The sequence below is a fragment of the Streptococcus sp. 1171_SSPC genome (genome assembly GCF_001069335.1).
GTDB classification, from domain to species: Bacteria; Bacillota; Bacilli; order Lactobacillales; family Streptococcaceae; genus Streptococcus; species Streptococcus xiaochunlingii.
In genome coordinates this window covers 22,536-37,472 of the sequence record NZ_JWAK01000016.1, presented here as the reverse complement: position 1 = coordinate 37,472, position 14,937 = coordinate 22,536, and the positions used below count along the sequence as shown (strand labels likewise).

At 39.0% G+C, this 14,937-nt stretch carries 14 protein-coding genes and 1 tRNA gene; 12 read left to right on the top strand and 3 right to left on the bottom strand.

Features of this window, described 5'->3' with window-relative positions; translation table 11 throughout:
• The first annotated feature begins 58 nt into the window (after positions 1-58).
• Positions 59-132, top strand: a tRNA-Pro gene (locus ADF75_RS02915).
• A gap of 67 nt (positions 133-199) precedes the next feature.
• Here the strand turns inward: ADF75_RS02915 and ADF75_RS02910 are convergent.
• The 3 genes from ADF75_RS02910 to recX all read right to left on the bottom strand — a co-directional run bounded on the left by ADF75_RS02910 (position 200) and on the right by recX (position 2,014).
• Complete coding sequence (locus ADF75_RS02910; protein ID WP_048715845.1) at positions 200-517, bottom strand: DUF960 domain-containing protein; 318 nt, start codon at positions 515-517, stop codon at positions 200-202.
• 99 nt (positions 518-616) lie between these two features.
• Positions 617-1,150, bottom strand: coding sequence for a nucleoside tri-diphosphate phosphatase (locus ADF75_RS02905; RefSeq protein WP_048715843.1), 534 nt, complete (start codon positions 1,148-1,150; stop codon positions 617-619).
• An 87-nt stretch (positions 1,151-1,237) separates the two neighbouring features.
• Positions 1,238-2,014: a recombination regulator RecX gene (gene recX, locus ADF75_RS02900; RefSeq protein WP_048715842.1), complete on the bottom strand. Its 777-nt coding sequence runs from the start codon at positions 2,012-2,014 to the stop codon at positions 1,238-1,240.
• Positions 2,015-2,172: 158 nt separating this feature from the next.
• Here recX and rlmD point away from each other — a divergent pair, with 158 nt between their 5' ends.
• The 11 genes from rlmD to ADF75_RS02845 all read left to right on the top strand — a co-directional run bounded on the left by rlmD (position 2,173) and on the right by ADF75_RS02845 (position 14,910).
• Complete coding sequence (gene rlmD / locus ADF75_RS02895; RefSeq protein ID WP_048715840.1) at positions 2,173-3,528, top strand: 23S rRNA (uracil(1939)-C(5))-methyltransferase RlmD; 1,356 nt, start codon at positions 2,173-2,175, stop codon at positions 3,526-3,528.
• Positions 3,529-3,659: 131 nt separating this feature from the next.
• Positions 3,660-3,893 (top strand): DUF1858 domain-containing protein, encoded by a 234-nt coding sequence (locus ADF75_RS02890; protein ID WP_006596822.1) that lies wholly within the window; start codon positions 3,660-3,662, stop codon positions 3,891-3,893.
• Positions 3,893-5,239: a DUF438 domain-containing protein gene (locus ADF75_RS02885; RefSeq protein ID WP_048789068.1), complete on the top strand. Its 1,347-nt coding sequence runs from the start codon at positions 3,893-3,895 to the stop codon at positions 5,237-5,239. The genes ADF75_RS02890 and ADF75_RS02885 overlap by 1 nt, the downstream gene beginning before the upstream one ends.
• Before the next feature lie 2 nt (positions 5,240-5,241).
• Positions 5,242-5,496 carry a DUF1912 family protein gene (locus tag ADF75_RS02880; protein WP_006596820.1) on the top strand — a complete coding sequence of 85 codons (255 nt, stop codon included), beginning with the start codon at positions 5,242-5,244 and terminating at the stop codon, positions 5,494-5,496.
• 181 nt (positions 5,497-5,677) lie between these two features.
• Positions 5,678-6,025, top strand: coding sequence for a helix-hairpin-helix domain-containing protein (locus tag ADF75_RS02875; RefSeq protein WP_048789067.1), 348 nt, complete (start codon positions 5,678-5,680; stop codon positions 6,023-6,025).
• Positions 6,026-6,399: 374 nt separating this feature from the next.
• Complete coding sequence (locus ADF75_RS02870) at positions 6,400-6,987, top strand: flavin reductase family protein (RefSeq protein ID WP_048789066.1); 588 nt, start codon at positions 6,400-6,402, stop codon at positions 6,985-6,987.
• Positions 6,965-7,525 (top strand): GNAT family N-acetyltransferase, encoded by a 561-nt coding sequence (locus tag ADF75_RS02865; RefSeq protein WP_048789065.1) that lies wholly within the window; start codon positions 6,965-6,967, stop codon positions 7,523-7,525. Before ADF75_RS02870 ends, ADF75_RS02865 begins: the two co-directional genes overlap by 23 nt.
• A complete protein-coding gene (locus tag ADF75_RS02860; protein WP_048789064.1) occupies positions 7,525-8,103 on the top strand; it encodes an AAA family ATPase in 579 nt (192 codons plus the stop codon). Before ADF75_RS02865 ends, ADF75_RS02860 begins: the two co-directional genes overlap by 1 nt.
• Entirely contained in the window at positions 8,096-10,747 is a 2,652-nt protein-coding gene (locus tag ADF75_RS02855) for a valine--tRNA ligase (RefSeq protein WP_048789063.1), read from the top strand. The genes ADF75_RS02860 and ADF75_RS02855 overlap by 8 nt, the downstream gene beginning before the upstream one ends.
• 90 nt (positions 10,748-10,837) lie before the next feature.
• Complete coding sequence (locus ADF75_RS02850) at positions 10,838-12,967, top strand: ATP-dependent nuclease (protein WP_048789062.1); 2,130 nt, start codon at positions 10,838-10,840, stop codon at positions 12,965-12,967.
• Positions 12,934-14,910 (top strand): UvrD-helicase domain-containing protein, encoded by a 1,977-nt coding sequence (locus ADF75_RS02845; protein ID WP_048789061.1) that lies wholly within the window; start codon positions 12,934-12,936, stop codon positions 14,908-14,910. The genes ADF75_RS02850 and ADF75_RS02845 overlap by 34 nt, the downstream gene beginning before the upstream one ends.
• Positions 14,911-14,937: the final 27 nt, after the last annotated feature.

Below are 14,937 nucleotides of genomic sequence, written 5' to 3'. Positions count from 1 at the left end.
CGAATCAGGCGGTTAGAGGTTCGACTCCTCTAGGGTGCATAAAGCGTAAGCTTTAGTTCGGGAAGTAGCTCAGCTTGGTAGAGTACTTGGTTTGGGACCAAGGTGTCGCAGGTTCGAATCCTGTCTTCCCGATAGAGTAGAAAGGTCAGATGACCTTTTTTATTTTGTTTGTAACGAAAAAAGGCCGTGTGGCCTTTTTTTATAATAATTGATATTCGTCAATCAGCATGATGGTTTCTCGTCCCTTATTATCGACAATTCTGACTTGTCTTGGATAATAGGGGTCGAAGGGAATTAGGAAATCAACTGCAACTTCTAAGGGGAAGTCTTTTTGACTGAACCGCAATGTTGTTTTTCCTTTTCGATTGATAAGTTCAAATTTTAGAACTGAGTTTAAGGGATAGACATGTTTGAGGTAGTTGTCAATGACATACCAGAAACTATCAATAATATCGTCTGGTAAACTGGTCATAACCCCAAAACTAGCATAGCGACCTCGAGTATTTGTAAACGCCATAGTATCTCCCTTCCTCTTTTTATTAAGTACATAGTACTTGTTTTAGGTGGATATTGCAAGTATTAAGTTCGAAAAAAAGAGCTTTCGCTCTTTTCAACTTTATTTATTTCGCAGTTCAACATAACGGTTGTACCAAATTTTGATGTATTCCTCAGAGAAAGGACCTAATTGATTGTTGATCCAATCTACAAGGATTTTGACATTTTCTTTTAGGATAAAGTCAATGTCATCTGAATAGTTCATTTTGCGTTTATGCTGTTCGTATTCTTCTACGTCCAGCAGTTTCTTATCACCACCAGGAAACACCTTGACATCAAGATCATAATCAATATACTTTAGTGCCTCTTGATCCATATAAAATGGACTGGCTAGATTACAATAGTAGGACACTTCATTATCTCGGATCATAGCGATGATATTGAACCAATACTTCTTATGAAAGTAGACGATTGCTGGCTCTCTGGTAATCCATCTTCTACCATCGCTCTCTGTAACGAGAGTATGATCATTGACGCCGATCAGTGCGTTTTCCGTAGTTTTTAGTACCATGGTGTCCCGCCACGTTCGGTGGAGACTTCCATCATGTTTATAACTTTGAATTGTAATAAAGTCGCCTTCTTTAGGTAGTTTCATAACTTACCAACTTTCTACAATCTAAGTATATCCTCTATATTGTATCATATTTTCATGAAAATAAGGGATTTTCATGTGAATTTTTATTTAAAGGAATTCGCGAAGAGCTGTAGAAATGTCAGAGTAGTCATAGCCTTTGCGAGCAAGAGCTTGGGTGAGGCGTTGTTTGAGTTCGTAGCCCTCATATTTTCGTGAGTATTTCTGGTGCTGTTTTTCCAGTTCCTTCATAATTAGGTCGAGTGTTTGTTCTTCATCTGGCTCGATATCCAACTGGTGATAGGCTTGCTTGGCAACTTCATAACTGAAGCCTTTATTGATAAGATTTTGTGTGATTTTATCTTTTAAGGCTCTTGGTGGAAGTTTTTTAGCGTATTGTTTGGCTAATTTTTGGGCTGTTCGTTGAGCTACCTCGGAAAAATCAAATTCTGAGGTGACTTGATCAATATAGTGGGAAGAGACTCCTTTTTGAATGAGCTTTTGCTTGAGGAGATAGGGTCCCTTGTCACCTGAGACGTGATTGGATTGAAAGATAGCCCGAGTATAGGCTAAGTCATCGATCCATTTGTCCTCTTTTAGGGTGTTAATGACAGTTTCAATAGTGGATTCGTCGATTTCATGCTTGGCTAAGTAGTCGCGAACTTCTCGAGCTGTACGGGCTTTAAAAGAAAGGTGATAAAGGGCTAAATTCTTAGCATTGGAAAGCTGGGCAAAGGTTTGGATTTCCTTGAGTTCTTCCTGGCTAATTTCCTTGTCTCGTGAGAGCATGAAGCGGACGATGGTGTCTTCTGTAATGTAGAGGGATTCGGCTTGATCCAGCTCTAGAAGGTAGAGACGTTTTTTCTTTTCTAATTTGGTGATTTTCATAGGATTCCTGTTTCGTTTCGATTTTATTTTTGGTTATGATCAATCTTTCTCTCTATATTATTCGTATTATTATTGAGAAATGGTCTGTAATTCCTTGTTTTTCTTTTCAATTCTATCATATTCTAAACGAATGAGAAACTACATGGTATAATAGACATATGAATCTAAAAGTTAAACAAAGAATTCCTTTGAAAATCAAGCGAATGGGAATTAATGGAGAAGGGATTGGCTTTTACAAGAAGACCTTAGTCTTTGTGCCTGGGGCTTTAAAGGGCGAAGATGTCTTTTGCCAAATTACTGCGATTCGAAAGAACTTTGCAGAAGCCAAGCTCTTGTCTGTCAACAAGGCTTCCAAGTATCGGGTAACGCCAACCTGTGATATCTATGAGACCTGTGGGGGCTGCCAGATCATGCATCTGAAGTACAGCAAGCAGTTGGAGTTCAAAACGGACTTGCTGCAGCAGGCCTTGAAAAAATATGCTCCTAAGGGGTATGAAAATTATCTGATCCGTCCGACGCTTGGGATGGAAAAACCACAGTATTATCGGGCCAAACTTCAATTTCAGACGCGTAAATTTAAGGGGCAGGTCAAGGCTGGTTTGTACGCCCAAAATTCCCATTATTTGGTGGAATTAAGGGACTGTCTGGTCCAGGATCCGGTCATTCAGGAAATCGCTAACCATGTAGCGGAGTTATTGACCTACTACCAGATTCCGATTTCAGATGATCGGAAGCAATTGGGAGTTCGAACCATCATGGTGCGCCGGGCTCGTAAGACTGGACAGGTCCAAATGATCGTGGTGACGAGTCGGCAGATTAATTTAACAGACTTGGTGGCAGATCTAGTAGCAAAACACCCTGAAATTGTGACGGTGGCAGTCAATCTGAATACCTCTAAATCCAGCGAGATCTATGGAGAGAAGACACAGATTATTTGGGGACAGGAGACCATTCGAGAAGGGGTCTTGGATTATGAATTTTCCTTGTCTCCTCGGGCCTTTTATCAGTTAAATCCTGAGCAGACAGAAGTCCTCTATAGTGAAGCTGTCAAGGCCTTGGATGTATCCCCAGAGGATCATTTGATTGATGCCTACTGCGGGGTTGGGACCATTGGTTTTGCCTTTGCGGATAAGGTCAAGAGTGTCCGGGGGATGGACATTATCCCTGAAGCGATTGAGGATGCCAAGTACAATGCTAAGCAGATGGGGTTTGCTAATACCCACTATGAAGCTGGGACGGCTGAGGAAATTATTCCTCGTTGGTACAAGGAAGGCTATCGGGCAGATGCAGTCATTGTGGATCCACCACGTACAGGACTGGGGGTTCAATTGATTGACACCTTGTTGCGCTATGCCCCTCAAAAGATGGTTTACGTTTCTTGCAATGTTTCCACCCTGGCGCGGGACCTCGTGGACTTGACCAAGGTGTATGATGTCGTCTACATCCAGTCAGTGGATATGTTTCCCCATACAGCTCGGACAGAGGCTGTTGTGAAATTGGTCAAGAAAGCTTAATCAAATAGGGATCAACAGTGGATATTTGGCAAATCATGTATGAAAAGGCCAATCAGAGGGCCAAGGAGCTCTCCCAGGAGGAGCGTTAGATTCCAAAGATCTTAGATGAGAGAAGAATGTGAGTGTGAAAGATGGACAATAAAATTGATGTATCGATTCCCGTTGCTCAAGTCATTGATCAACATCCGGAAGTATTGGACTTGTTGGTGGAGTTGGGCTTTAAACCCTTAGCCAATCCGATCATGCGCAATACAGTTGGGCGCAAGGTTTCCTTGAAACAAGGATCAAAATTAGAAGGCACTCCTATGGAGAAGATTGTACGAACACTAGAGGCCAATGGCTATGAAGTAGTGGGGCTAGACTAATGAGTGATGAACGAATTCATGTCTTAAGAGATATCTTATTAGACCTTCATCATGGAGCTTCTCCTGAGTCGGTTCAGGAACGCTTTGATGCGACCTTTAGCGGGGTGTCTGCGATTGAGATTTCCCTCATGGAACATGAACTGATGAATTCCGATGCAGGTATCACCTTTGAGGATGTCATGGAGCTGTGCGATGTCCATGCTAATCTCTTTAAGAACGCTGTACAAGGGGTTGAAGTAACAGATACCGATCATCCAGGTCATCCGGTTCAGATTTTTAAACAGGAGAATCTAGCCCTTCGGGCCGCTATGATGCGGGTCCGTCGCTTGCTGGATAATTATGAGACGACGGAGGATCCTGAGATGATCCAGGAGATTCACAAAGGCCTCTTGCGTCAGTTGGGCTTGGTGGGTCAATTTGATCGGCATTACCGTCGCAAGGAAGAGTTGATGTTCCCCATTATGGAGCGCTATGGGCATGATTCCCCCCCTAAAGTCATGTGGGGAGTGGATGACCAGATTCGAGAACTCTTTGCGAAAGCTATGGACGCAGCCAAGAAACTACAGGATTCTGGTATTTCTGAAGTCAAAGAGCGCTTTGAAGCCTTTGCGCAAGAGTTTGAGGCTATGATCTTCAAGGAAGAATCGATCCTCTTGATGATTTTGCTGGAGGCTTTTAGCCAGGATGATTGGCTCTCCATTGCGGAAGAAAGCGATGCATATGGTTATGCTACTATCATTCCGAGTGAGAAATGGGTGCCGAAACGCGTGGACTTCAAGGAAGAAGGAGCAAGAGAGTCAGAAGGTTCAACTGAAGCACTTCCTTCTTCAAATGGAGATGAGCACTGTCAGGTCATTGAGACTCCTGAGGGACAATTGACCATAACCTTCACGCCTAAGAAAAAAGAAGAGAGCTCCGACCGCCAGCAACCACAAGCTTTTGGCCATGGATTTTTATCGGTGGAGCAGGCGAATTTGATCTTGAACCATCTACCGATGGAGATCACCTTTGTCAATAAGGATGATATCTTTCAGTATTACAATGATGCAGCGCCCTTTGAGGAGATGATCTTCAAAAGGACGCCGTCGCAGGTAGGACGCAATGTCGAATTGTGTCACCCGCCAAAATATTTGGAGAAGGTCAAAGCCATCATGCAGGGGCTTCGAGAAGGGAAAAAAGACAAGTACGAAATGTGGTTCAAATCCGAATCACGTGGGAAATTTGTCCATGTCACCTATGCGGCAGTGCGTGATGAAGCAGGAGATTTTCAAGGTGTCTTGGAATATGTCCAGGATATCCAACCCTATCGGGAGATCGATAGTGAATTTTATAGAGGATTGGAGTAAGAATGAGCTACGAAAAAGAATTTATGAAAGAATTTGAGGCCTGGATCAAGACCCAGGTCATGATCAATGAGATGGCCCTGACAGAAAGCAAGAAGGTCTATGAAGAAGATCAGGACGAGCGGGCCAAGGAAGCTATGATCCGCTACGAGAGTCGCTTGGATGCCTATCAATTCCTTCAAGGGAAGTTTGCTAACTACCACGAGGGGAAAGGGTTCCACGATCTTCCAGATGGCTTGTTTGGAGAGAGAACCTATTAAAAGCTCTTTGTGAAGGCCTTTTACTGGCTGGATTGGGCTGAAAATAGTGCAATGACTTGATTTTTCGAGGGATTGTGTTACAATAAAAAAGTTGAACACACATCAACGAATTATCGAAAGTAATATTGGTGATGAAACCTTGTTGCCTTAGGGATTGATCACTGGATACGTAGGAGGAAAAATGGCAAAGAAGAACGTTAACCGTGCGAAACAATACAAACATCAAAATAGACATCTTTTGAAAAAAGCTGTCGAAACTGTAGGAGCAGCTGTTAAAGAAGCACCTAAGAAAGTTGAAAAAGCAGCAAAAGCAGTAGCGAAAGAAGTGAAACAAGCAGCTTCTTCAGTAGAAGAATTCGCTGCAAGCTTGGAAGGTGTAGCACTAGATCGTGCGCAAACATTCTATGATGAAGGTATTCGCTCTGTTGCGGACTTTGCAAACTGGACAGAGAAAGAGTTGTTGGCCCTTAAAGGAATCGGCCCAGCTACTATCAAAAAATTGCAAGAACTTGGTGTCAAGTTTAAATAATCACTTTTGTGATTTCTTGCTATTTCCAGGAAAACTTGATAAAATGAAGCTGTTAGAGGTGTTTTGAGTCCCACATTATACAGAAAGTGGCGGTGCTGAGAAGTCCACAAATGTGTCAAAACTGGTAGCTAATGGATGAAAATGAAATAATAATGTCTTTCTGTTTCCTTTTAGGACTAGACAGCGAATGGCAGGCTGTACTCGAGTACGCCAAAGTGAGCTAACGACATCATAAAAGTGAAACAAGAAGATTAAAGATGCGGGCTCTGCCCGAATTTGGGTGGTACCGCGGATTAAACATATTCGTCCCTGTCAGATTGATGACAGGGGCGATTTTTCTTTTACCCCCCTATCCCTAGCTGAAGGAGCTTGTCATGAAACAATCTTTTAAAACCAGCAAACTCTACTATGGTTTTCCGATTTTTATCTTGGGGTATCAGGACCAGAACCTTGGGCACAATATCACGACCTGCAGTTCCTCTTATAGCCTTGGAGATTGGCTCGTCATCAGAGTTGGTGCTGAGGAAAATGCGGCTGACCAGATTAAGCATTATCAACAGTTCACCGTGAACATTCCTGATGAAAACTTCATGCTTGAGATGGAGCAGGCTGGTTTTATCAGCCATCGGGAGAAATTGAAACACCTGGGGCTTGACTATGAGATTTCTGAACTGACCCAGGCACCGATTTTGGAGGCCTGTCCAGTCGTTTTGGATTGCCAGGTAGATCGAATTATCGAGGAAGATGGCATCTGCCATATCTTTGCTAAGATTCTTGAGCGACTGGCTGATCCAGAGCTCTTAGATGACAAGGGACATTTTAAAAATGACCGCTTTGCGCCGACTTACTTTATGGGGGACGGCCATCAGCGCGTTTACCGTTATCTAGATGACCGAGTCGATCCCATGGGAAGCTTTATCAAGAAAGCGAGGAAAAAGAATGACAAGAGCAACATTACCTGAACGAATCGAAACAGAGCGTCTGGTCTTACGAGTCCGTACCGTGGCTGATGCCGAGGATATCTTTGACTACGCTAGTCGTCCAGGAGTCGCCTCCCCAGCAGGCTTTCCACCCGTCAAGACCTTGGAAGATGAAATCTATTACCTAGAACATATCCTTCCTGAGCGTAATGAAAAGGACAATCTCCCAGCAGGCTATGGAATTGTTGTCAAAGGAACCGATAAAGTCATTGGTTCTGTTGACTTCAATCATCGCCACGAAGATGATGTGCTGGAGATTGGCTATACCTTGCACCCAGACTATTGGGGTCGAGGCTATGTGCCAGAAGCAGCGCGTGCCTTGATTGACTTAGGCTTTAAAGAATTGGGTCTTCACAAAATTGAATTGTCTTGCTTTGGTTACAACCTTCAAAGTCAACGAGTTGCGGAAAAATTAGGATTTACTCTTGAAGCTCGCATAAGAGATCGCAAAGATGCTCAAGGCAATCGCTGTGATGATTTGAGATATGGCTTGCTGAAGAGTGAGTGGGAGGTGGATTGATGCATGTTTTCATCATTGGAGCTCCAGCTGCAGGGAAAATGACCATTGGTCAGGAACTTTCGAAACTCACCGGTGCGACTCTCTTTTTCAACCATCAACCAATTGATTTCGCACTCGAAATCTATCAGGATTTTACGGAAGAAATGTGGGAATTTGTTCGTAGCGTTAACTTTTCTTTTCTTGGAACAAGCGCCAGGCATCATCGGTCGGTGATTTTAACAGGTGTAACTGATTTTTCAAATCAATACCAACTGATGTATTTGAAGGATATTCAAGATTTATTAAATGAGTATCATCAAGAGATTCTCTTTGTTGAATTAGAGACGTCTCTGGAGGAGCGCTTACGTCGCAATCGGACGGAGAATCGGTTGAAATACAAACCCTTGAAACGGAATTTTGAGGTATCTGAAAGAGAAATTTTAGAGACTGATAAAACAAATCAACTTAATTCTCAAAAGCAACCGAGTGGTCTTCACCACTACCTGAAAATTGATAATACGAATCTGTCTGTAGAAGAAGTCGCAAAGCAGATTCAAGAAAAAATGAAAACAATAGAGAAAGGACAAACACATGTCTAAAGAACTTTCACCTAAATACAATCCAGCCGAGGTTGAGGCTGGTCGTTACCAAAAATGGCTTGACGAAGATGTTTTCAAGCCTTCAGGCGATAAAAAGGCTAAGCCATACTCTATCGTCATTCCACCACCAAACGTAACTGGGAAACTCCACCTTGGTCACGCTTGGGATACAACTCTTCAAGATATCATCATCCGTCAAAAACGTATGCAAGGCTTTGATACACTTTGGCTTCCAGGGATGGACCACGCAGGGATTGCGACTCAGGCTAAGGTTGAGGAACGCTTGCGTGGTGAGGGTATTACTCGTTACGATCTCGGTCGTGAAAAATTCCTTGACAAAGTCTGGGAATGGAAAGACGAATATGCCACTACTATCAAGGAACAATGGGGCAAGATGGGTCTCTCTGTAGACTACTCTCGCGAGCGTTTCACCCTTGACGAAGGTTTATCAAAAGCGGTTCGCAAGGTTTTTGTAGACCTTTACAAGAAAGGCTGGATCTACCGCGGTGAGTTTATTATCAACTGGGACCCAGCAGCTCGCACAGCTCTTTCTGATATCGAGGTGATCCACAAGGATGTGGAAGGTGCCTTCTACCACATGAACTACATGTTGGAAGATGGTTCACGCGCCCTTGAAGTGGCAACTACTCGTCCAGAGACTATGTTTGGGGACGTTGCGGTTGCGGTCAATCCAGAGGACCCACGCTACAAGGACTTGATTGGTAAAAACGTCATCCTTCCTATCGCTAATAAACTCATCCCAATCGTTGGGGATGAACACGCAGATCCTGAGTTTGGTACTGGTGTCGTGAAAATTACGCCTGCCCACGACCCAAATGACTTCTTGGTTGGTCAACGCCATAACTTGCCACAAGTTAACGTCATGAACGATGACGGAACGATGAATGACTTGGCCTTTGAATTTGCAGGCATGGATCGTTTCGAAGCTCGTAAGGCAGTCGTTGCTAAGTTAGAAGAAATCGGTGCCCTCGTTAAAATCGAAAAACGTGTCCACAGTGTTGGTCACTCAGAGCGTACAGGTGTTGTGGTTGAGCCACGCTTGTCAACTCAATGGTTCGTTAAGATGGACCAATTGGCTAAAAATGCCATTGCAAACCAAGACACAGATGATAAGGTTGAATTCTACCCACCTCGTTTCAACGATACCTTCCTTCAATGGATGGAAAATGTCCACGACTGGGTAATCTCTCGTCAGCTCTGGTGGGGTCACCAAATCCCTGCTTGGTACAATGCTGAGGGTGAAATGTACGTCGGTGAAGAAGCTCCAGAAGGTGACGGATGGACACAGGACGAAGACGTTTTGGATACGTGGTTCAGTTCTGCCCTTTGGCCATTCTCAACCATGGGCTGGCCGGATGTCGACTCAGAAGACTTCAAACGTTACTTCCCAACCTCAACCTTGGTAACAGGTTACGACATCATCTTCTTCTGGGTGTCTCGTATGATCTTCCAATCATTAGAATTCACTGGCCGTCAGCCATTCCAAAACGTCCTGATCCACGGTCTTATCCGTGACGAGCAAGGACGCAAGATGTCTAAATCACTCGGAAACGGGATTGACCCAATGGATGTGATCGAGAAATACGGTGCCGATGCCCTTCGTTGGTTCCTTTCAAATGGTTCTGCACCAGGGCAAGACGTGCGCTTCTCTTATGAGAAAATGGATGCTTCATGGAACTTCATTAACAAGATTTGGAACATCTCTCGCTATATCCTCATGAACAATGAAGGCTTGACCCTTGAGCAAGCAACTGCCAATGTGGAAAAAGTCGTTAACAAGGAAGCTGGAAATGTCACTGACCGCTGGATTCTCCATAACCTCAACGAGACCATCGGAAAAGTCACTGAAAACTTTGATAAATTTGAGTTTGGTGTCGCTGGCCACATCCTCTATAACTTCATCTGGGACGAGTTTGCGGACTGGTACGTTGAGTTGACCAAGGAAGTCCTTTATAGCGATAATGAAGAAGAGAAAGTCATCACACGTTCTGTTCTCCTTTACACTTTGGACAAGATCCTTCGTCTCCTTCACCCAATCATGCCATTTGTGACAGAGGAAATCTTTGGACAAATCTCAGAAGGCTCTATCGTTACAGCAGAATACCCAACTGTTAACCTAGCCTTTGAAGACCTTGCTGCCCACACTGGTGTAGAAAGTCTCAAAGACTTGATCCGTGCTGTTCGGAATGCGCGTGCGGAAGTAAACGTAGCACCAAGCAAGCCTATCACCATCCTTGTCAAGACAAACGATAGCGACTTGGAAGCCTTCTTTAATAGCAATGTCAACTATATCAAACGTTTCACAAATCCAGAACACCTGGAAATTGCATCAACCATCCCTGCACCTGAACTCGCTATGTCAAGCGTCATCACAGGAGCAGAAATCTACTTGCCACTGGCTGACCTCCTCAATGTCGAAGAAGAACTGGCTCGCCTCGACAAGGAACTGGCTAAATGGCAAAAAGAACTGGACATGGTTGGTAAGAAGCTCTCTAACGAACGCTTCGTAGCCAATGCTAAACCAGAAGTCGTCCAAAAAGAACGCGACAAACAAGCCGACTACCAAGCTAAATACGATGCGACCGTAGCACGTATTGATGAGATGAAGAAATTGGTGAAATAAATATGGAAAGATAAACCTAAATCATAATATTTAGGTTTATCTTTCAACAGTTTTTGATAGCGCTTACTTTTGATAAAAGGAGAAATATTTATGAGAATTGATAAAATTATCATCGAAGGATATAGACGCTTTAATAAGAGTGTAATAAATTTAAATCATGGAAATTTTGCTATTTTAGCAGGAGCAAACAATAGCGGAAAAACCTCGCTGATTCAGTTGCTAGACATTATTTTTAATAATAAATCAAGAAAGTCAGTGAGTTTTAAAGATTTTTCTATCAGATTAAAGTCTTTGTTGGATAACAAAGTCAAGGAATTAGATTTTTCCTCAGATTTTAATAACGAGAAGTTCATTGAATTTATAGATTATATTAATGAACAAATAAAAATAAAAGTTCAATTTGAATTGTCATATGACTTGGAAGAATCCATTGGTTTATTTGCAAACTACCTAATGGATCTTGATGATGATAAACGGAATTTTTATTTTGAATACAATTATAAACTCAATACAGAGGTAATAAAAGAAGAATTTGTCAAACAAGATATCAAATCATCCATGATACTTCAAGAAATCATAGAACAAAATACAGAAAGTATTTATTTTTATGCTGATAAGGATTTCAATAATAAGAAAATAATTGAATATAAAGATTTTAAAAAATTATTCCATTTTGAATATATATCTGCTGATAGAGAACTAGATGATGAAAATCTTAAAAATAAAAAGATAACTACATCAATTATTTCATCATCTGATTCTACTAGCCGTGATTCTGTATGGAATAGTAAATTTGATGAATTAAAAAATAAAATAGCTAATGATTTGGCTGAATCAGAAATTGATTCAAGATTTCAAAAAGAAACACAAAAAATTTTATCTGACTTAAAAGATAGTCTAGATAATGTATCAAAAAATGAAATTGAAGCTTTAGAAGCAAAATTTCATTTTAACGAAAAGAATTTATTGAACTTGATTAAGGATAGTTTATTAATCAATTATTCACATAGTACTGATGAATTCTTGTTTAGTTTAACTGAAGAATCCCAAGGTCTGGGTATTAGCAATTTAATTTATATGAGTCTTCAAATTGATAGATTTAGTAGAACTATTCAACCCAATACTGTTAATTTATTTGTTATAGAAGAACCTGAGGCACATATGCATATACAGATGCAAAAAGTGCTAGTTAGTTATATTGAAACAATTTTTAGTAGCGAAAAAAATCTACAGGGAATTATTACAACTCATTCCACTGAAATTGTGAAAAATGTAGATGTTAATGATATAAAGGTAATTCGTTCAGAAAATAACTTTATGAATCGTATTGTTGATTTACATCAATTTATTAACAATAACGGAGAAAAAGAATTTTATGAAACATTCTTTAAGCTGAATTTCGCAGACCTAATTTTTTCAGATGCTGTTATTTTTTATGAAGGAGATGCAGAGCGAATGTATTTTGAAAGTTTGATTAATAGAAAAAATTCAAATTACAGTAATTTAGCTCGACAATATTTAAGTTATTGTCAATGTGGTGGTGATTATGCAAATAAATATTTTCCACTATTAAATGAATTGAGAATGACGGCTTGTGTCTTTACTGATATTGATTACGATAAAGAAAGGGAGGAATTAGAGGGAATAGATAGTGATAAATCTACTAATACGACTTTAAATTCAATATTACCTGCTGACAATAAAAAAGTTGCCGATATTTATCAACAACAGAGTCAAGAAAGAGAAAAAAATATAGAAATTTTTACCCAAACAGATAGAGATGGATTTGCTAGAACATTAGAAGATGCTTTATTATATAAAATGATATCTCTAACAGAGGAAATAGAAAGTGTGTTTGAAAAATTTAACAAATTGGAGTGGGACAAATTTAATGAATCTTTTGAATTGACACTACCTAATATTACTTCTGGCAAAGAGTGTAGTATGAAGAGAGAAGAAATATATAATAGATTAGAAATATCAAAAGAAAATAGGAAAATTGACTATCTGAGAGATAACCATACTGAAGAGTATGCGGAGTATGAGGAATTCAAAGAAACATGTGAACCAAAACGTTCAATAAGAGATATAGTTTCAATTATGGATAAAACAAATTTTATGTACTCGATTATTTTTAAAGATAAAGTAATTGAAGTGTTGCCTAATTATATCGAGGAGGGATTAACGTGGCTCAACAACAAAATAACTTCTACAATATAAATGCTCCTGCTGGAAGTGGCAAAACTTACTTTATTAGTAAAACTATTAATGATATTTTAAATAATGAACCATTTGTTAAAATTTTGTGTATTACCTATACTAATAGAGCTTCAGAGGTAATGCAGGAAAGAATTATTTCTCCAAATGTTGAAATATCAACTATTCATAGTTTTTTAAACAATTTTTTAAAGCCGTTCTTTAGTAACGATAAAATTATAAATTTTTATTTTGAAATCTATAAAGAAGAAATTAAAACTACACTCGATAACAGTGGAAAATTAGTTGAATGGTATAAGGAAAGATTTTCAGTAGATGGCGATGTTTCTGAAGAAATAATAAAATCAAATTTGAAAATTTATTACAATGAGCGTCAGAGTTCTTTTGTGTTAGATGGAGGTTTATCTCATGACGATTTATTATACTTTTCATTTAAGTTAATAGAAAGATTTCCTAAAATTGGTTTTAAATTGCGTGAAATGTATAATTACATTTTCATAGATGAAGTTCAAGATACAAGTACAGAAGTTTTGAGATTTTTTTATAATTCGGCTAGGGGCAGTTCAACAAAAGTATATTTTCTTGGGGATAAAATGCAAGAAATTTATAACAAATATGATGGTTCATTTGAAAGTGAATTTGGTGAATTTGATAGTAGCCTCTCTCAAACCTTTACTACAAATTATCGGTCCTCTAAAGAAATAGTTGATCTCTTAAATCATTTATACTTATCTGTTTCTAGAGTTACACAGAACTCTTATATAGGTAAAAAAGGTCAATTACCTCAATTGGTTTTTACAGATAATATTGAGACGTATTTATCTAATAATAGCGAAGTTTACGAGAAGTTTTATAAATTAAGAACAGTTAATAGAAAGAGATTTAAAAACATTAATAATAGTGGGGAATCTGCGGAAGAAATCTATACAAAATATCAGGAAATATACCCTAATAATGCTCGTATTAATGTAATGGATGTTCTGGTTAACAGTAACTATGATGAAAACCCTGATGAGCTAATGTCTTTTCTAAGTTTGTTATTTCAGGTATTGAGTGAATATCATAATAAAAATTATGGTGAAATGATACGACTCTTAAAAAATAGCAAAAATAACTTATCTTTTGGTAAATCTATTTCAGTTTTTGATAGCAGCATTTTGAAAATTGAATTTCATCAGGATAAGGTAAAGCTGAAAGAAAAAATGGATCTCTTTGTTAAGCTATTGGAATCTAAGGAACTTTTAGGGATTGTAATCCAAGAATTGGTAGCTAATAAAGTTATTAGTGATGACTTTTATAAATTTATATTTTTATATGCGAAAAACGGAGATTTTCTTTATACTGATTTATTTTGCTCTTCAATTGAATTATTTAAATTGATAGATGAATATAATAGAAACCCTATGGTGTCAACACAACATGGGGTTAAAGGAGAAGGACATAAAAAGATACTATTTGTAGCTGAAAATTCAAGTAATCCAGGTATCAAGATATATGAATTTCTAAACCTGTTTACACGTTTTTATACTCAAAATAAATTTAATTTTGATAGTTTTCAACAGTTTTATTATGATTTTAATCATGATATTTTATCACTAGAAGAGAAACTAGGGAAAAAAATAAGTAAAATTAAAGCGGAGGATAGAGAACAATACTTTGATGATTTTCAAAATATCTATAACAAGTATTTAGAAAATGAATACTTTAAATTTATCTGCTTGAATCAAAATACGCTACAACTTCGAGAAAAAACTTGTCTCGCAGATATGAAAATTATATTTAATAATAATACGGTCAGATCTATTTTAACAGCTTACAAACTTTTTTATGTTGGCTGTTCCCGAGCTGAAGAAGAATTAGTTGTTTTGATTAATACAAGTCAAATTGACAATGTGAAAGAATTTAAGAATTGTTTTAAACAAATTGGTTTTCAGATTTTGATATAGATAAATAGTCTGAAAATATACAACTAG